The sequence below is a fragment of the Nonomuraea sp. NPDC026600 genome (assembly GCF_040638335.1).
Taxonomy (GTDB): Bacteria; Actinomycetota; Actinomycetes; order Streptosporangiales; family Streptosporangiaceae; genus Nonomuraea.
In genome coordinates, this window is the sequence record NZ_JBEZYD010000001.1 from 474,592 (window position 1) to 492,923 (window position 18,332).

Here is an 18,332-nt window from a genome sequence, read left to right on the forward strand (position 1 = left end):
CCTATCCAATAGTGATCTTGTCGAGGTTGGGGCCCCCGTTGGCCGTCGTGGCGGTCGTCCTGATCGTGTTGGCCCCCGCGGTGAGCTGGACGGTGAGCGCGGCGGTCTGCCAGGTGTCCCAGTTCCCGGTGCCGGTGAAGTCGCGGGTCACGCCGGTGCCGTTGACCGCGATGGTCATCGGCCGGTTGACCGTGGTGCCGTTGGCGTAGCGGAGCGTCAGCGTGGCGCTGCCCGCCTGGGCGGCGGTCACGGCGAACTCCACGTACGAACCGGCGACGTTGTCGAAGTTGACGAAGCCGGTGCCGGTGAAGCCGGTGTGGTTCGACTCCACGACGCCCTGCGAGATCGTGGCGTCCTCGGCCTGGTAGTCGGTGCCTCCCCCCGAAGCGGTCGCCACGTCGATGTAGTCGATGTTCGGGTTGCCGCCCGCGGTCGTGGAGGTGGCCCGCAGCGTGTTGGCCCCGGCGTTGACCGGGACCGTGAAGGTGTCCGTGGCCCAGGTGTCCCACGTGCCGGTGCTCGCGTAGTCCCGGGCGGCGAACACCGTGTTGCCGTTGACCGCGATCGCCGACGGCCGGTTGGTCGTGGTGCCGTTGGCGTACCGCAGCTTGATCGTCGCCGTCCCCGCCGTGGTGATCGGGAAGGCCCACTCCACGTACGAACCGGACACGTTGTCGCCGTTGACGTAGCCCGTACCGCTGTAGCCGGTGTGGGAGTTCTCGAAGATGCCCTGCGAGATCGTCGCGTCCTCCGCCTCGTAGCGGCCCGGCGGCGGTGGCGTGTCCGTGCCCGGCAGGCCCCAGGCGGCGCCCGGCGTGGCGATCGGCACCGGCGCGATCACCAGGTCGGGGACCGCGCCCGCGTAGACGAGCACCTCGCGGTCCTTGGGCAGGGTGATGCCCAGCACGCCGCCACCCAGGTCCTGGACCGTGGCGGGAGCGCCGTCGTCGAGCACGGCGGTGACCGTGCCGCTCAGCCCGTGGTCGAGCTTGAGCGGCTCACCGGCCAGGCTCCTGACCCGGATGAAGCGGGTCGTGCCCGCCTGCCGTACCGCGGAGACGAGGAAGGCGCCCTGCGTACGGAAGTCGTGCAGCGTGACGTCCGGCCACGCCCCCGGGACGGCGGGGAAGACGCGGACGACGCCGCCCCAGCTCTGGCAGAGCAGGTCGTGGATCGACTGCGAGGCCGACAGCGGCGTCTCGATGACCGGCCCGGCCTCGGTGTAGTGGGTGTTGGCCCGGCACGGGTAGGAGGTCGAGGGGTCGAAGAACCTCAGCAGGTAGGACAGCGCCGTGTCGCCGCGCCGCATCATGGCGTACATGGAGGCGGCGCCGGTGTAGCTGTAGCCGCGGTGGGCGCCGGTCAGGGCGTGCCACCGGACGATCGACTTCTCGATCAGCGCGCGGTTCCCCGTCTGATCCCAGTTGACCAGGTAGAGGGGATAAATCATCAATAGGTGGGAGTAGTGGCGGTGGGACTGCGCGTACGGCGTGCTGCCGCCGATCATGTAGCCGTTCGTGTCCGTCGGGTACGCCACCAGCGTGCTGAGCACCTGCTGCCACCTGGTCTTCAGCGGATCATCGATGCCCAGGCGGGTCGCCGAGTCGAGCAGCGTCTGACAGCCCCACCTGATGAGGGCCAGGTCGTAGTTGGTGTCCTGCGGCGGGACCACGGGGTACTCGGGCGACAGCGTGCTCGGCAGGTGCAGCTTGCCGTCACTGCCGCTGGCCAGGAAGCGCAGGTAGTAGTTGATCGCCCGGCGCAGCAGCGGGAACAGCGTGTCCCGCAGCAGCGCGTCGTCCATCGTGTGCCGGTAGGACAGCCACACGTTGTGCAGCGCCCACGTCAGGTCGCCGACCTCGGCGCCGCTGCCCGGCGTGCCGACGCTCCGGTTGGCGAACATGTCAGAGCTGCGGCCCACGCCCGAGGAGTCACTCCGGTACGCGCTGGCCACGTTGGCGGTGAGCTGCGCCCGGTTCTGGTCCAGCGTGCTCGTGACCGAGTCGAGCTCCAGGTGGTTGGAGCCGTGGATGAGCCAGTACTCCAGTTGCACGTTGAGGTTCCACCACACGCCGGGCCACGGGGTGGGCTCCAGCCACGGCCCGGTCGTCGCCATCACCGGCGCGCCCGCGCGGGTGGCGGAGGCCACCTTGTAGAGCTGGATCCAGTGGAAGCTCTGCAGCCGCTGGTCCGGGATGGACACAAAGCTCTTGCGGTAGAAGGCGTGCCACCAGGTCCGGTGCGCCGCCCGCAGCGTGTCGTACGTGCCCGCGTTCTGGACCTTGCCGAGCGAGGTCGTCTCCGCCGCCGTGGTGGACGGGAAGCTGTGGGCGACCGACAGCAGCAGGAGGTTGCCGCTCTGCCGGTAGGCGGTGGCGGTCTGCCCTCCCCCGGCCAGCGCCTGGAGCACCTGCTTGACGTCGCCGGTGGTCTTGGTCGTCGAGGCCGGGTTGTGCGTGTAGCCGGACGGCGGGTCCTCCGACGCCTGCCTGGGGCTGTCGGCCACCTCCGGGTGGAACGTCCATCGGACCTGCTCACTGCCCGTGACCGAGGCGCTGGCCACGAACAGCTCGTCATGGATGAACGCGGTGAACGTGATCTTCCCCGAAGAGGTGGTGACGGTGCCGGTCAGCTCGGCGTCCCACAGGCTCAGCCGCCAGTCGACGGCGGTGATCGTACCGACGGGGTCGAGCGTGAGATGGCCGACCGGCAGCCTGCACGTGCCGAACCCGCTCCCGAACTCCGGCCGATGGTCCTGCACCCGGCCGTGCTGGGTGGTGAAGCGGATCTTGTTGGCGTCCGGCTCCTTGTAGATCATGCTGCCGAGCAGGCCGTCGCCCAGGAACGGGCCCTCGTGCCAGAGCGTGGGCAGCTTGGCCCACCGCAGGTCCTGCTCGCGCAGGAACGCGGCCCACTGGGCGTCCGAGGACATCCGGACGTCCAGCGTCCAGGGCGCCTCGGCATGAGCGGGGGCGGCGAGCGGGCCGGTCAGCGCCGCCACGGCCAGGGTGCCGAACGCGCCGCCCAGCACCGCCCGGCGCGTCGGCCCGCTCTCACCGCCGTCAGGTTCCATCACGCGAAATCTCCAGGTGGCTCGGGGGGGTGACAGGCGGCCGCGCCGAAGCGCGGCCGCCTGGTGAGGGGGCGTGCGTCACTGGATGTTGGAGCGCCTGATCACGTCGGCGCTACCGTCGCCGTTGTTGTCGGAGTTGGTGGAGCCGAACCAGATGGCGCTGGCGTTCGGCACCTTCTCCACCGCGCGGAGCCGGCCGTACGTCCCGTTGAAGTAGGAGTTGACCGTCGAGACGTTCTCGCCGTTGAGCACGATCCGCCACAGCCGCTCGCCGCGCAGCGCCGCCATGAACACGGTGTTGTTCACGATGGCGATGCCGCTCGGCGACGCCTCCGAGACGCTCCACGTGTACTTGGGGTTGGTCATGCCGGAGGTGCTGCAGGTGCCCTCACAGGTGGGCCAGCCGTAGTTCTTGCCCGGCTGGATCAGGTTGAGCTCGTCCCTGGAGGAGTTGCCCAGCTCCGACTCCCACAGCCGTCCGGCCGAGTCCCACGCGATGCCCTGCGGGTTGCGGTGGCCGTAGCTGTAGACGCGGGTGCTGAACGGGTTGCCCGGCGCGGCCGCGCCCGTCTTGGTGATGCGCAGGATCTTGCCGTTGAGCGAGCCGAGGTCCTGCGCGTTGCTGCTGGCCTGCGCGTCGCCCGCGGTGACGTACAGGTAGCCGTCAGGGCCGAACCTGATGCGGCCGCCGTTGTGGTAGCGGTTCTTGTCGATCATGCCCTGGAGGATCGCGCTGTAGCCGCTGAGCGTGGTGCCGTTGAAGTTCATCTTCGCGACGCGGTTGCCCTCGGAGGCGGTGTGCATGAAGAACACCTCCTGGTCGGTCGTGCCGTTCCAGGTGGGCGAGAAGTCGAGGCCCATCAGGCCGCCCTCGCCGTCGGTGGTCACGACGTTGGGCACGGTGCCGACCTGCGTCTTGGTGCCCGACGGGGTGATCTTGAACACCTTGAACGAGTCCCGCTCGGTGACCAGCGCGTACGAGCCGTCGGGCGCCCAGGAGATGTCCCAGGGGATGTCCCAGCCGCCGGCGATCGTGGTCGGCGTCTGCGGCACGGTGCCACAGCTACCGGTCGTGAACGACGCCGACGCCGTGCTCGGGGTGGAGAGCTGGTTGGCCGAGTCACGCGCGACGACGTCGAGCTGGTAGGTGTGCGCGCACTCCAGCGGCACGCTGGTGCTGGTCGCGGGCGGCGTACCGGTGACCGTCTGCAGCACGGTGCCGGTGGCGTGGTCGCGGACCAGGTAGGCGCGCACGCCGTTGTCGTCGGTCGAGGCGGTCCAGGTCGCGGTCGCCGAGGTGGGCTGCACGCCGGTCACCGTGGGCTGGCCGGGCTGCGACGGCGGGTCGTCCGCGGGCGCGGGCAGCGTGCGGCAGTTGGCCTCAGGGCTGCTCAGCGACACGTTCCCGGACGCGTCACGGGCGAACACCGAGATCTGGTACGCGAAGTCGGAGTTCAGCCCCGTCACCGTGTACGGCGTCGCGGGCGCGGTGGCGATCTGCGTGCCCTGATGGAAGATGTCGTACGCCACGACACCGACGTTGTCGGTCGACGTCGGCCAGGTCAGCCGGATGCTGTTGTAGGTGATGTCACTGCAGACCGGCTGACCCGGGGCGGTCGGCTTCTCGGTGTCACCAGGGCCGCTGACGCGCAGCCGGTCGAGGTTCGGCCCGCCGTTCGCGGTGGTCCCGGCGGCTCTGATCGTGTTGCCGCCGGCGTTCAGCGTGGCGTTGACGCTGATCTCCTGCCAGGTGGTCCACGCCCCGGTGCCGGGGAAGGACTGGCTGGCCACGACGGCCGTGCCGTTGACCGCGATGCTCATCGGCCGGTCGGTGGTCGTGCCGTTGGCGAAGCGGAACGTCAGGGTCTGCGGCCCGGTGGTCGCGGCGCTCACCGCGAACTCGACGTAGGAGCCGGCCACGTTGTCGTAGTTCACGAAGCCGGAGCCGGTGTACCCGGCGTGGTTGGACTCCACGACGCCCTGCGAGATCGTGCCGCTCTCCGCCTGGTAGTCGGTGAAGTTCGTGGAGGCGACCTCGGCCTCCAGGTAGTCCCAGTTCGGGTTCCCGCCCGCGCCGCTGGCGGTCGCCTTGATCGTGTTGTTGCCCGCGACGACCGGCGCGGTCAGCGTGACCGTCGCCCAGGTGTCCCAGTTCGTGGTGGCGTTGAACGCCCGGGCCGCGGCGACGACGGTGCCGTTGACCGCGATGTCGCTCGGCCGGTTGGCACTGGTGCCGTTGGCATAGCGGAAGGCCAGCGTGGCGGTGCCCGCGCTGGGCGCGTTGATCGTCCATTCGGTCGAGGATCCGGCGACGTTGTCGCCGTTGACGAAACCGGTGCCGGAGTAGCCGGTGTGGTTCGACTCCACGACACCTTGCGAGATCGTGGCGTTCTCCGCCTCGTATCGGATGGGCGCCGCGGCGGCCGGAGGGGCCACGACCGTCAGCGCACCGGCGAAGAGCGCGAGGACACCGGCGAGGACGCGGTACCTGCGTAAGTTCATCGATTCAACTCCTGCGGGGGGTGGTATCTCGGGCGAGAGATTGGAGCTTTTCATCGTGTTCCCACAAATAGTCACAACCGTCAACAGATTCTTGATCTTGGAACGCTCCAATCTTTAGGAAACTTTCCTAACGCCGCCCTCTTGCCGATCGGGCAAAGATCGGATGTCATACAGCCTGGACAGGCAGATATTCCGAATGTTTCGCTATGCATCAGGCGAAAGGTTGGATCTGTCGCTCGACCTATTCGGCGGTGCTCCCCGCATGAGGAGTGGTCGAGCGATATCACAGGTCAGAAGCCCACAGGTGAGACATAGGATGTCTTACCTGTGGTGCTCACCAGCGTCAGGAGAGTCGCGTGCCCCTCAGAAACCGACATCGAGTCATCGCCATAGTCGCCCTCGGTGCCTTGCTGGTCCAGCCCGTGCCCGCGGCCGTCGCCGCGGCCACACTCCACGAAGCCGAGAACGCCACCATCTCGCAAGGCGTCGTGGAGTCCAACCATGCCGGGTTCACCGGCACCGGTTTCGTCAACTATGACAACGTGACCGGCTCGTCGGTCGAATGGACGACCGACTCGCCCCAGGCCCGCCAGGTGCGGCTGGTCCTCCGCTACGCCAACGGCACCACCGCCGACCGGCCGATGAGCATCACGCTCAACGGCACGGCCATCGCGGCGAACCTGTCCTTCCCCGGCACCGGGGCGTGGACCACCTGGCGGACGGTGACGCTGCAGGCCTCGCTGGTCACCGGCCCGAACACCGTCAAGGCCACCGCCACGACCGCCAACGGCGGCCCGAACGTCGACTCGCTCACCGTCGACGACGGCACCTCGAGCGCGACCGACTGGTCCAAGGCCGTCATCGACTCCACGATGGCCCGCTTCACCCCCAGCTCACTGGGCGGCTGGGGCTACACGCAGGGGTTGTACCTGTGGGGGCAGTATCTGGTCTGGCAGCGCACCGGCGACGCCCGCTACCTCCAGTACATCAAGGACTGGGCCGACCGGTTCGTCGACAGCTCCGGCAACATCTCCAACAGCTTCGGCAACCTCGACAGCATGCAGTCGGGCAACGTCCTGCTCGCCCTGTACAAGGAGACGGGCCAGGCCCGTTACCGTACGGCCGCCACCAAGATCAGGAACCGGCTGAACACCTACCCGCGCACCTCCGACGGCGGCTGGTGGCACTCCACCTCCGACTCCCGGCAGGGCCAGCTCTGGGGCGACGGCGTCTACATGGTGGATCCGTTCCTGGCCCGCTACGGCGCCTGGGTCACGGCTGACACCTTCACCCGCACCGAGCCGGCCAAGCAGATCGAGGTCTACCACAGTCACCTGCGCCGCCCCTCGGGCACGGCCGCCGGGCTGCTGTACCACGCCTACGACGAGCCCGGCGGCCTGACCGCCTCCTGGGTGAAGCCGTCGCTGGGCAACACGAACGGGATCTCGTGGTGCCGGGCGATGGGCTGGTTCGGCATGGCCACCATCGACATCCTGGACCTCCTCCCGGCCGACCACCCGCGCCGGGCCGCGCTGATCGACATCCTGCGCGATCTGGTGCCCGCCTACGCCCGCTGGCAGGACCCGGCGACCGGCCGATGGTTCCAGGTGGTCACCGAGACGTCGAACTCCGCCAACTGGACCGAGACATCATGCTCGGCCATGTACACGTACACGATCTCGCGCGCCGTCGAACTCGGCTACGTCGACGCCTCGTACCGCGTCAACGCCGACCGGGGCTACCAGGGAGTACTGGACAAGGTGTCCCTCGGCCAGGACGGGCGGACGAACATCGTGGACATCAGCGAGGGCACGAACGCGAGCGACTCGCTGAGCTACTACTTCAACCGGGGGCGGCCGGTGAACGACTTCCACGGCCTGGGCGCCTTCTTGATCATGAACGAGCAGCTGATGCGAGTCGGCCCCGGCAACTGACTCTCGCGGCTCCACCTGGGACCGACGCAGCGCATGCGTCGGCCCCAGGGACCGGTCAGGCCTTGCCGCTCCTCTGAAGCGCCTTGGTGAGCTCTTCCTTGGTCATGGATGAGCGGCCCGGGACCTTGGCTTCCTGGGCTCGGTGGTACAGCTCCTCCTTGCTCAGTCCTCTGCGCTTCCGCGATTTGTTACCGTTCCCCACCGGAAGGCCGTGCTGGATCTCCTGTGCCTTGCGCTCGCTGAAGGCCCGGCCGAGCTCCTCCAGGCGCTCGCGAGGCACCGCCTTCTTGAGCGCCGGCAGGAGCTCGCTCTCCTCCTCCTGTACGTGGTGATCGACCGCCTGAACGAGCTCGGCCAGCAGGGTGTCGAACCGCGCCGTGTCGGGCTCGACGTCCAGGAGGTCGAGCAGCATCCGCTCGGCCTGGTGGTGTTCCTCCGCCCCTTCTCGGACCTGGTTCTTCTCGCTGGGGACGGTCTTGGCGATCTCCGGGTAGACCAGTTCCTCCTCTCCCCTGGAGTGGGCGACGAATTTGGCGGCCAGTTCGGCCAGGAGTGCGGGACGATCCTCGGTGTCCTTCTTGAGCCGGGCGAAAAGCCGCTCCACGTCGCGATGGTCTGCGGTGATCATGCTGATGACATCCAATGTCATGGCTCCCCCTCTTCTGGCTGCCCCCGGTACCCGGCGAGGACGGCCGTACGCGGAGTTGAAGGACAACGGAACAGCTGTTTGCGTTTCTTGGACACTGGCGGCGTCTGATAGATCCAGGCTTGTCGGGGTAGCGGGATGACTGCCGAGCAGTAGACGGGAGTCGCACATGAGCACAGTGGTGGGAAACTGGAAGATGGCGATCACCGACGGGTGCATGCCCGGCGACCAGCTCTATCTGTTCAACATCAGTCCCGGCAACGCCCACATCGAGCTCACGTTCTGCGCGGAGGGCGGGCAGCCGCTGGGCCCGTTCCGCCTACCCGTCCCCGCACACCGTACGCAGGCTCTGGCCCTGGAGGACCTGGTCGATCCTGACGCCCTGCCCCCGAGCCAGGTGTACTCCGTCGTGGTGGTCTCGGACATGCCGGTACTCGTTCAGCCGGACCCGGCGCGCCCGGACGTGCCGAAGCCTCGGCGAACAGCGGCCTGACAGATCGTCAAAGGCATGGCGGCGGGTACTGCTGGAACTCCAGAGGGACCACAGCCAACGCACCCCCCGATTCGCGGCAGATCTGGCCAACCGGATCAGAAGCGAGCGCAGTACGCCACACATGCGCATAGCCCACCGCAAAGGTGCTACCGACCAGCAGCGCGCCGTCGGCGCTGAATGACAGGTCCGGCGGAGAGGCCGCGGTCATCGAGTCGCCGATCTGGCGCCCGGTGCGGGTGTTCCAGAACCGGACGGTCTCGTCGCCTCCGGCGCTGGCGATGGTCCGGCCGTCGGGGGTGAAGGCCAGCGCGGTGATGGCGTCCCGGTGCCCGACCATCGGCGCGCCTTTCGGCGTCGCCGTGCGCACGTCCCACAGCCGGATCGTCCCGTCGAATCCTCCGCTGGCCAAGGTGGCGCCGTCCGGGCTGAAGGCGAGGGCGTCCACCAGACCGGTGTGACCGCGCAGGAGATCGGGCAGAGGCGCGCCGGCTCCGGCGGTCCAGAGCCGGATGGCCGAGCCCGTCGCCATGGCGATGGCCGTGGCGTCCGCGTTGACCGCCATGGCCGTCACGTTCTGTCCCAGGTGGTAATCGGTCGAGCGGCCGGAGCGCAGGTCCAGCACCCCCGCACCTTGCAAGTCCGTGGTGACGTAAGCGAAGAAGCTCCCGCCGGGGGTGAAGGCGGCCGGCGTGGTCGACAGGGTGTAATCCGCCTGATGCTCGGCGAGCACCTGGTGGGTGGCGGCGTCCCAGAGGCGGACCTTCGCATCCGCCGACGCCGTGGCCAGGCGCCGCCCGTCGGCGGACAGCCACACGCGAGCGACGTCCTTCAGCCTGATGTGCGAGCCGATCCGCTTGCCGCTCCGGGTGTCCCACAGCTGCGCTCCCAGGGAGGAACTCGCGGTGAGCAGACGGCTCCCGTCACCGCTCAGGGCGACCTGACCAACGCCGCCTCCCTCGATGCCGAGGCCGTCGATCACGGGTGGGATCACCGTCTGCCGTACGGTGAGATCCCAGCGGCGCAGGGTGCCATCGAGGCTGGAGCTGAGCAGCGTCCGGCCGTCCGGGCTGAAGGTCATGGCGCTGACGCCGGCGGTGAGGCCGGTGAGTGGCTGCCCGAGTTGCTCGGCCGACACGGGATCCCACAGCCGGATGACACCTTGCAGGTCTCCGACGGCGAGGATCGTCCCGTCACGGCTGAAGGCCAGGCTCGACGCCTGCGCGTCCTGGCGGGTGTAGGAGAGCTGGAATCGCCTGGTGGCGACGTCCCAGCTACGGACCTGGCCACGGGTCGTCGTGGTGACCAGGTATCGGCCGTTCGGGGTGAAGGCCAAGGCGTCGACCGAGGCCAGCGGCCCTTCGGTCTTGATCGGGGAGCCGCGCGAGCGCCCGGTCCGGGCGTTGAAGAACCGGATGTCGCCGTTTCGCCCGCCTGCCGCGATCATCTCGCCGTCCGGGCTGACGCCGATCGCCTTGACCTCGATCATCCCAGCCTCGGTGGGCGAACCGATCTTCTGGCCAGTACGGGCGTCCCAGCGCTGGATCTGATCGTCGGAGCTCCCGGTCACCAAGAGGTCGCCGTCGCGGCTGAGATCGGCAGCGGTGATACCGAAAGACCGGATGGCGACGTCGGGCGCGATGCCACGCCAGAGCTGGACGCTGTGGGGTCCCATTCCCGCGACCAATCGGCCGTCGCCGCTGATGGCGATCTTCTCGACGCCGTCCTGGACGCGCAGCGTCTGGATCCGGGCCAGCGTAGGCGCGTCCCGGATCTCCACTCCGTCGCTCACCCCGACGAGCACCGTACGGCCGTCGGGCGCGTAGAGCACGGAGGAGGGGCCCGACTCGACGTGCACGCTCGCCCGGCCGGGTCTGGAGACCGCGGCCCGCAGGGCGTGCTCGGCCTCGGCCGTGTCCGCGATCCGCCGCGCCATCACCGCCAGGCGTCGCGATCGCTCCGGATCGGCGTCCGCGATCCGCTCGCTGTCAGCCGCCCACTGCTTCGACAGCGCCAGATTCCGCTCGCTGGTCGCCCGGCCGGCCGACACGAACGCGACGCCTGCCGCCACCACGGAGATCGCCGCCAGCACCGCGAGCGCGCCCACGACCCGGCGCCGTACCCGGGCCCGTCTGGACTCCCACCGCAGCGACGTCTCGAGGAACTCCCGGGCGATGCCGGAGGCGGGCGGGTGGCGGCCCGGGTCGGCCGACCAGCTCTGGCTGGCCGCTTGCACGGTCGCCAGCTTGGTTCCCTGGTACAGCAGCGAGCTGTCCCGCTCGTACCGCTCCCACTCCTCCGCGCTCCTGGTGAGCTCGCCGAGCAGGATCCGGCCCGCGACGTCGTCCTCCAGCCACGACCGCAGGCGCGGCCATGCGTGCAACAGGACATCGTGCGAGAGCTCAAGGTCGTCCTCGGTGAGCACGAGCAGGCGTTTGCCGGTGAAGGCGGCCAGCGCAGGCGCCAGGTCCGTGCCCACCTCCGAGCGGCGCACCCTGCGCCGCGACAGCCTGCCGTCCGGCTGGACGGCGACCGCGCGCCTGACCAGGGCGCGGGCGAGAACCTGCTGATCGGGCGACAGCGCCGCGAAGGCGGCCTCCGCACTCGACTCGACCGCCGCCAGCACGCCGCCGCTCGTACCGTAGCCGCGCATGGTCAGCCGCTCGCCCTCGCGTGCCTCCCAGGCCAGCAACATCGCCTGCGACAACAAGGGCAGCGCGCCCACCTCATAGGCACCCGCCGCGGACGGCGTGCCGAGATCCTGCAACAGCAGATCGACCAGACCCGGCTCGATGTCCAGCCCCGCCGCGACCGCGGGCGCCGTGACGGCCCTGCGGAGCTCGGACTCGCGCATCGGACCGACGATGAACTGGGCGTCCGCCAGGATCTCCGCCAGCTCCGGATAGGCGGCGCAGTGCCCCCAGTAGTCACCGCGCACACCGAGGACGACCAGCACCTGCGGATCGGGATCGGTGACCGCGGCCAGGAGCGCGGTGACGAACGCCTGCCCCTGCTCGACGTCGCCGGCGAAGATCTCCTCGAACTGGTCGACCACCAGCACCAGCCGCGAGCCGGGCAGCCCGTACTCGCGCCGGTGAGCCAGCACCACCTGCCGGAAGATCAGGCCGGGCGAGCTCCGCAGCCCTTCGCGGACGGTCGAGGAGTCGCCACGGCCCAGCGCCGCCAGGTGGACGGCCAGCTCATCCAGGGGTGTCGACGTCGGCGTCAACATGAGCTGTGGCCACTCGTGTGAGCCCCGCACCGGCAGCAGCCCCCGGTCGATCGCCGGCAGCAACCCGGCGCGCAGCAGCGACGACTTGCCCGCCCCCGAAGCCCCCGTCACCGCCAGCAACGCCACTCCGGACAGCCGCTCGCCCAGCTTGGCGACCAGCGCCATGGTCATCCGCTCGCGGCCGTAGAAGATGTCGGCGTGCTCCTGCTGGAAGGGCCACAGCCCCCGGTACGGGCAGCCGCCGCTCCACCTCCCCGGCCCGCGAGGGGCTGGATCGGCATCGGCCAACCGGGCCAGGTCCTCCCGGATCCGCAGCAACTGGACCGCCGCTGCCCGCACCCGCGACCCGCGCCCGCACCCGCCCACCACCCGCCACATCCAGATATCGCCAAAGGAACGACCTTCGTTCCCACAGCGCTCAGTCCCTTGCGGGTGATCCTGGCGATACGGTTGGGCATCATGAGATCGGTCAACGTCATGATCGCGGCATCCCTCGTAGCCGTCCTCACAGGATGTGCCGGTGAAGCGGACGGATCAGCGACACCGCAGCGCCCCGCCCCGAGCGCCACCCAGACGCCCTCCCCGCAGGCGGCGGCCATGGGGGTGCCCGCGCCTGATGTCCGCATCCCCACCGACCCCGTCAAGCTGGCCAGTGCTCTGAAGGAGACGTCCACCGCGCTGAACGAGGCGATCGACGGCTGGACCAAGGGCTCACAGGAGCATCCGCCGCAGGACCTCGTACTGCTCTCTCTTCATCAGCAGCGCATCTACCGGGCGATGGCCAGGAACACGACCCTGACCCAGGGCGTCGTGAGGCGGCTGCCCAAGGGACTGGCCGCTGAGGCGCGCGACAACACCACGGCCATCGCGAAGCTGCTGTCCCTGGCCCATCCGATCAGCGCGGCGCAGCGCAAGCGGATGCGCCTGGCGGAGCCGCCACCCGCCAAGCCCTTGCGCGGCTACATGACGCGGGCCGAGAAGCGGTTCGGCGTCGAGTGGGAGGTCCTCGCGGCGATCATGCTCGTCGAGACGAAGTTCGGACGCGTCAGGTCGGCGAGCTCCAGCGGGGCACAAGGGCCCATGCAGTTCATGCCGGGCACGTGGCGGCAGTACGGGCTGGGCGGCGACGTCCACAACGCGCGTGACGCGGTGCTCGCCGCGGCCAACTACCTCAAGGCGTCGGGGGCGCCGCGAGACTACCGGCGTGCGGTGTTCGCCTACAACCACGACGCCCGGTACGTGGATGCCGTCCTCGCGCACGCCCGCCAGATCAAACGCGACTCGCGCAGCTTCTACGCCTACTACAACTGGCAGGTCTTCGTCCTGTCCGCCCAGGGCGACGTCCGCCTCACCGGCCCCCGCTGACCTTTTTCGGCTCTGGCCGCGACGCAGTTACTACGCCTGATCTCGGCGTACGTTTCTGCTCTCCAACATACAAGATCAGGATTCACCAAAGACAAGCGCGTGTCTGCGCGCCCCTTTGACCTCAGGCGTCGGCGATCCGCGCCGCCGAACGAAAAGCATGCCGACGAGTAATCACTGGCCGGAGACGCGCCCCATCTTGCCGCTGTAGACCAGTGCGAACCGGTCTGCCGGTACCACGATGTCTGCCGTCTCTACCTGCGTCTCCCCCGCGTAATACGTGCGCTGGATCGCCACCATAGAGCTATCCACCTCATCGACGACGTGCGCACGATGGCGCACTCAGCCGCGCCTGACCCGGACCTGCTGGACGCGTTCAGATGCTTCTACGTCTGGCGTGACCCTCTCGGCGGTTGGCGAGCAAGGCCGCTGCCCAAACTGGCCACCGAGGAGATCGCCTTAGCCTCACGGAGACCTCATGCTGCGGAGCGTACGAATTGGCCTGTCTCGCAGTTCATCCCGGGCTGGTTGTAGTCGCCCGCAGCCCCAGATGCGCATCGCCGGAGGGATGTGACAGGTCAGGCGGAAGGCCGAAGCCACCGCCCAGCTCGCCGTCACGCTCCCGTCCTGTGCCCATAGCTGCTCTACGTGATGAGCGCTGCACCACGCCAACGTCGGCCGCGTCGTGACCATCCGCCCTCACCACGACCTGCGGGCGGCCGCCGCCGACGGCCAAGACATTGTCAGAAGCGGGCGACATCCTCGACGTATCTGAGAATTTCCAACGCGACGACCCATACGATCACGACCACCGAGAAGGCCAGAACCTGGACCCGGAACTGCCTGCCGACCATTCCCGTCCGGGAGAACAAGCAGAAGCAGGCGAAGAGCAAAGCGGTGAAGGGAGGCAGAACGAGCGTCGCCTTCAAAAGATCGACGTACCACCCATCAGCACAAGTGCCACCACCGCATAACCCGGACAACACGACCTCGCTACAGCCGAAGAGCATGAGCAGGAGCATCATGCAAGAACCCGCCCCGGCCACGGCGATCCGCACACGGCGCTGCCGCCACCTGATCGAGAGCCGCCGACTGGGAGTACTCTTTGCTGTCATTCGCCGCCTCCGATGAACTCGTGGTTGTTACGCCGTCGTTCTGACACCGTCGCGACTACGGGCTCGAGCTTTCGAGGCTCATAAATAGCTGAACTCGAATTCCCAGGTGGGCACCCCGGAACCGCCGGACACAGGGGCGCCGTCCGACATCACCTCAACGACCGCATCGACGGTGCCGTGCGCGAACTTCTTCGTCAGCTCCGGAATCTGGCCGAACGGATCGAGTTCCTCGAAGGGCTCATCAAATCGCCAGCCTTCCCGCTGCATCACCGCCAGCGCATCCCGCACGTGCTGGACACCCGCCACTGTTACGACCACGCTGGCGCTCGGCGAGGGAATCAAGTCAGGGTCCGGTTCGAACTGGCAGTTATCCTCACGGTCGATGGCTGCGACCGAGTCCGCGGGGAACAACCGGGTCACGTCCCGCTCCAGCACAGGACGCTGCTGCGCCACGCGTATCTTGCACATTGTCAGATCCACCGCCGCGTACCCGTAGGCCAGGGTGAAGAACAGCGCCGCGACCGCTAAGACCGCGACCGCTATTTTGATCATGCTCACCGGCCTCAGCATGTCACCCCCGCCCCGGCCTCACCATCCAGTCAGGTCGAGTGGTGCAACTGCAGGCCCACCTATGTCCCGTGTCGCTCCCTTACAGCTTCAGGGGACTCGACAGCGTCGCCAGGCGGACGCCGTGCAGGCCACGGAGCGCGGGGAACGCAGGAACTCGGTCCAGAACGCCTGCTCGCCGACGGTCAGGCCGAGGACCTCGCGGTGGTCGCCGAACTCGTCCCTTCGGCCCGCAGAAGGCGACAACACTCAGGATGATGCTCCGTAGCGGGTGGCGATCGCGGCGGCGCGGTTGCGCAGGGAGTCGCGCAACCACTGCGGGGCCAGGGCTTCCGCGTTCGTGCTGAGCTGCCACAGCGCCCATTCGGCGTGTCTCGGATCTTGGAAGGTCACCTCCAGCCGCAGCCAGCCGTCTGAGTCGGCTTCTTCGGCCAGGACGGCCAGCGCGGTGCCCACCAGGTCCTCCCGCCGCACCGGGTTCACCCGTACCAGCACGGCAACTTGGTCACCGCCGGCCCGAAACCGCGTGCTGCGTTCCTGCCAGGCCCGGTCCAGATCGACCCGGTCTGGTCGCTGCGCGGGTTCGGCGAGTTCCTGGGCGGCCAAGACCCGGGACAGCCGGTAGGTGCGGTCCGCGCCAGACCTCATGGCCAGCAAGTAGCCCCGGTCTCGTATGGTGACCAGGCCGATCGGGTCCACCGTGCGCCACTTCGGGGTCTGGTCCATAGCCGCGTAGTGGATGCGTAGCTTGTGTCCGGCGAACACCGCGCGCAGGACCTCGGCCGCTATGGCGTCAGGCACCTCCTCAGCGGCCAGCCGACGCGAGAGGAGGTCGGTCTCCGGATCGATGAGCAATCGCTCGGCCGCGCCGGCCGCGGTGTCCCGATAGCTTTCGGGTAGCGCGTCAACCACCTTGAGCATCGCCGAAGCGAGCGCCGAGCCGAGGCCGAACGCCTGCGCGCCGCGCCGCGATCCGGCGACCAGCAGGGCAAGGGCCTCGTCGTGGTTCAGTCCGGTGAGCTCGGTCCGGAAACCGGGCAGCAACGCGAAACCACCGTGCCGGCCGCGTTCGGCGTAGACCGGGACTCCGGCCGCGGACAGCGCCTCGATGTCGCGCAGCACGGTGCGGGTGGATACCTCCAGCTCGCGGGCCAGCGCGGCCGCGGACAGCCGACCGTGCTGCCGCAGCAGCAGCACCAGCGAGACCAACCGGTCGGCGCGCATACGAGAACGTTACCGAAATACACGACACAGGATGTCGTGATTTGTTGGGAGGCTCATCGACGCAACCCAAAAAGATGGCGGCTACCGAGCCGATGGACGTACGTAATGTCGACGAATCGAATGGAGCTGATGTGGCGATGGAGCGAACAGCGGTCAACCCGTGGGCGTGGTCGGTGGAGATGGGGTACAACCAGGGTGAGATCGTCTCCGGGCACACCCGGACCCTGTACTGCGCCGGGCAGACCGCGATGAGCGGCGACGGCAAGCCCCAGCATGCCGATGACATGGCGGCGCAGTTGGCGCTGAGCCTCGACAACCTGGAGGCCGTGCTCGGCGAGGCCGGCATGTCCCTCGCGGACCTCGTCCGGCTCAACGTCTACACCACCGACGTCGATCGGCTCTTCGAGCACTACGGCGTGCTGGCTTCGCGGTTGGGCGCCGCCGGGGTGGCACCGTCCACCACGATGCTCGGGGTGACACGGCTGGCGATCCCCGACCTGATGGTCGAGCTTGAGGGGACCGCCGTCGCGTGATGCGACCTCGTGCCGCCTCCGGCAGGGCTGCCGGAGGCGGCACGAGTCTCGGCAAGTGGGTGATTTCCAGTGCTCAGAATGGTGACAATCGGCGTCTATGGCTTCGGCGGCGAGTCCTTCTTGCAACGACTGCGGCACGCGGACGTTCGTCTGCTGCTCGACGTACGCCAGCGCCGCGGCGCCCCGACCACCGAGTTGCGCCGGCTCCAGTACGCCGAGGATGACCGCCAAGGGGTCGGCAGGCGCTCGCGCCGCGAACTCGCCGCCGAGTACACCCGCCGCTACACCACCGAGATCCTCGACCACGCCGACCTCACGCCGATCGTGTCGGAACTGCCGAGCAGTGGGACCGCAGCGCTGCTCTGTGTCGAGCGCGACCCCGAGGCCTGCCACCGCTCGTTGCTCGCCCAGCGGCTGACCGAGCAGCACCACGTCACGATCGAACACCTGCGTCCGTGGACGACGGTCATCGATTTCTCGCAGGACGACCCCGAGATCCGCGAACGGCACTGCCCGGCGGCGGCAGGGCCGAGCAGCGCCGCCGGCCACCTGATCGGTTCGTCAACCGTGACGGCCTGACTGGCCTGTGACGGTCCGGTCCTGCTGTCGCCGCGCCACAGCACGGTGTAGGTGTACTCACCCGCCGGCGGTCTGTCCACGAAGGTGTACGAGCCCTTGCTGTCGATCCGCGCCGACCACCCGACGAAGCCGCTGCCATCGGCGGTGAGGATGCGCTGCACGGTGACCCGGGAGCCGCTCGGCACAGTGGTGCCCTCGACCTGAAACACGCCGCTGAACACCAGCGTCTCGCCTACGACCGCGCTCGTCGGCCCCGTCAGTGTCAGCGCTGTCCCGTACCTGACCGCGATTACAGAGACCGATGGAAGTCTTGAAGGGGTATGTATGTGACGAGGCGTCGCAGGCAGTTCTCGCCCGAGTTCGCGGAGAAGCCGTCCGCATCGACGTCGGGACGGACGCTCCCTCCTGACCCGCAGCCAGTAAGCGTCAACGAGAACGGGCGGGACTCCGTGAGGCTGGAGGCCCGCCCGTTACTACGATGTGTTCGGAGGCCGGTCCCAAATGCCGGTTTTATCGGACGGCTGCGAACGCCACAGCAGTGGTGGAGGCGATGGCCGTCGTCAGGACCACCATCAAGAGCACCGTGCCCAGCGGATTCTTCCTTGGGCGCGGCGGCTGGACGCGCTTGGCGCGGACGTAGGTCGCCGTGGGCTTGGGGGTTGGCTTGATCGTCGGTTCGGGTTTCGGTTTTGGGGTCGGCTTGGCGTGGACGGGCGGAGGTATGACGGTGGACACCCGGACGCGGTTAGGGGTCGGACGGGAGGTTGGCCGGGGAGTCGGCTTGGGTTTCGCGGGGCGGGGAGTGATCACGATCCGGACCCTGGGTGTCGCCTTTGGAGTGGCGACGGGTTGCGGGTTCAGGGTGACGCGGGGTTGTGGGTTCGGGATGGCTTGGGGCGGTGGGTTCACGGCCGGCGGCCCGCATCGTCCGATGTGTACGCTCACCAGCGGCACGTCCACACAGACGGCCACGTCGGCGCTCACGCTCACGGTCGAGTCGCCGGGCTCCGGGTCGGCCGCGGCGGGAGCGCCGGCGGACAGCGCCAGCAGCGTGCCCGCGAGGAGCAGCGGCATG

At 68.7% G+C, this 18,332-nt stretch carries 16 protein-coding genes; 6 read left to right on the forward strand and 10 right to left on the reverse strand.

The window, feature by feature from the left end:
• Position 1: 1 nt before the first annotated feature.
• Both AB0F17_RS02185 and AB0F17_RS02190 read right to left on the reverse strand, forming a co-directional pair.
• A complete protein-coding gene (locus AB0F17_RS02185) occupies positions 2-3,073 on the reverse strand; it encodes a carbohydrate-binding protein (protein WP_358015659.1) in 3,072 nt (1,023 codons plus the stop codon).
• A 78-nt stretch (positions 3,074-3,151) separates the two neighbouring features.
• A complete protein-coding gene (locus AB0F17_RS02190) occupies positions 3,152-5,575 on the reverse strand; it encodes a PQQ-dependent sugar dehydrogenase (protein WP_358014756.1) in 2,424 nt (807 codons plus the stop codon).
• Positions 5,576-5,931: 356 nt separating this feature from the next.
• Between AB0F17_RS02190 and AB0F17_RS02195 the strand changes: the two genes are divergently transcribed.
• Positions 5,932-7,509: a glycoside hydrolase family 88 protein gene (locus tag AB0F17_RS02195; RefSeq protein WP_358014759.1), complete on the forward strand. Its 1,578-nt coding sequence runs from the start codon at positions 5,932-5,934 to the stop codon at positions 7,507-7,509.
• 55 nt (positions 7,510-7,564) lie between these two features.
• On the opposite strand, the gene AB0F17_RS02200 is transcribed toward AB0F17_RS02195, so the two are convergent.
• Positions 7,565-8,158, reverse strand: a complete 594-nt coding sequence (locus AB0F17_RS02200) for a hemerythrin domain-containing protein (RefSeq protein WP_358014762.1) — start codon at positions 8,156-8,158, stop codon at positions 7,565-7,567.
• A gap of 166 nt (positions 8,159-8,324) precedes the next feature.
• Between AB0F17_RS02200 and AB0F17_RS02205 the strand changes: the two genes are divergently transcribed.
• On the forward strand, positions 8,325-8,648 hold the full coding sequence (locus tag AB0F17_RS02205) for a sensory rhodopsin transducer (protein WP_358014765.1): 324 nt from the start codon (positions 8,325-8,327) through the stop codon (positions 8,646-8,648).
• A 7-nt stretch (positions 8,649-8,655) separates the two neighbouring features.
• On the opposite strand, the gene AB0F17_RS02210 is transcribed toward AB0F17_RS02205, so the two are convergent.
• Positions 8,656-12,255: a WD40 repeat domain-containing protein gene (locus AB0F17_RS02210; RefSeq protein WP_358014768.1), complete on the reverse strand. Its 3,600-nt coding sequence runs from the start codon at positions 12,253-12,255 to the stop codon at positions 8,656-8,658.
• A gap of 81 nt (positions 12,256-12,336) precedes the next feature.
• On the opposite strand from AB0F17_RS02210, the gene AB0F17_RS02215 reads away from it, so the two are divergent.
• Positions 12,337-13,242, forward strand: coding sequence for a lytic transglycosylase domain-containing protein (locus AB0F17_RS02215; RefSeq protein ID WP_358014771.1), 906 nt, complete (start codon positions 12,337-12,339; stop codon positions 13,240-13,242).
• A gap of 171 nt (positions 13,243-13,413) precedes the next feature.
• Here AB0F17_RS02215 and AB0F17_RS02220 read toward each other — a convergent pair whose 3' ends face one another.
• The 5 genes from AB0F17_RS02220 to AB0F17_RS02240 all read right to left on the reverse strand — a co-directional run bounded on the left by AB0F17_RS02220 (position 13,414) and on the right by AB0F17_RS02240 (position 16,145).
• Positions 13,414-13,539 carry a hypothetical protein gene (locus AB0F17_RS02220; protein WP_358014774.1) on the reverse strand — a complete coding sequence of 42 codons (126 nt, stop codon included), beginning with the start codon at positions 13,537-13,539 and terminating at the stop codon, positions 13,414-13,416.
• Between the two features lie 443 nt (positions 13,540-13,982).
• On the reverse strand, positions 13,983-14,264 hold the full coding sequence (locus AB0F17_RS02225; protein ID WP_358014777.1) for a hypothetical protein: 282 nt from the start codon (positions 14,262-14,264) through the stop codon (positions 13,983-13,985).
• A gap of 168 nt (positions 14,265-14,432) precedes the next feature.
• A complete protein-coding gene (locus tag AB0F17_RS02230) occupies positions 14,433-14,912 on the reverse strand; it encodes a hypothetical protein (protein ID WP_358014780.1) in 480 nt (159 codons plus the stop codon).
• 99 nt (positions 14,913-15,011) lie between these two features.
• On the reverse strand, positions 15,012-15,167 hold the full coding sequence (locus AB0F17_RS02235; protein WP_358014783.1) for a hypothetical protein: 156 nt from the start codon (positions 15,165-15,167) through the stop codon (positions 15,012-15,014).
• A gap of 3 nt (positions 15,168-15,170) precedes the next feature.
• Positions 15,171-16,145 (reverse strand): WYL domain-containing protein, encoded by a 975-nt coding sequence (locus AB0F17_RS02240; protein ID WP_358014786.1) that lies wholly within the window; start codon positions 16,143-16,145, stop codon positions 15,171-15,173.
• Positions 16,146-16,282: 137 nt separating this feature from the next.
• On the opposite strand from AB0F17_RS02240, the gene AB0F17_RS02245 reads away from it, so the two are divergent.
• From AB0F17_RS02245 to AB0F17_RS02255, 3 genes are all read left to right on the forward strand, one after another.
• Positions 16,283-16,678, forward strand: a complete 396-nt coding sequence (locus tag AB0F17_RS02245; protein ID WP_358014789.1) for a RidA family protein — start codon at positions 16,283-16,285, stop codon at positions 16,676-16,678.
• 78 nt (positions 16,679-16,756) lie between these two features.
• Complete coding sequence (locus AB0F17_RS02250; protein ID WP_358014791.1) at positions 16,757-17,257, forward strand: DUF488 domain-containing protein; 501 nt, start codon at positions 16,757-16,759, stop codon at positions 17,255-17,257.
• 51 nt (positions 17,258-17,308) lie between these two features.
• On the forward strand, positions 17,309-17,461 hold the full coding sequence (locus AB0F17_RS02255) for a hypothetical protein (protein ID WP_358014794.1): 153 nt from the start codon (positions 17,309-17,311) through the stop codon (positions 17,459-17,461).
• Positions 17,462-17,767: 306 nt separating this feature from the next.
• On the opposite strand, the gene AB0F17_RS02260 is transcribed toward AB0F17_RS02255, so the two are convergent.
• Positions 17,768-18,331: a hypothetical protein gene (locus AB0F17_RS02260; protein WP_358014797.1), complete on the reverse strand. Its 564-nt coding sequence runs from the start codon at positions 18,329-18,331 to the stop codon at positions 17,768-17,770.
• Between the last annotated feature and the right edge of the window lies 1 nt (position 18,332).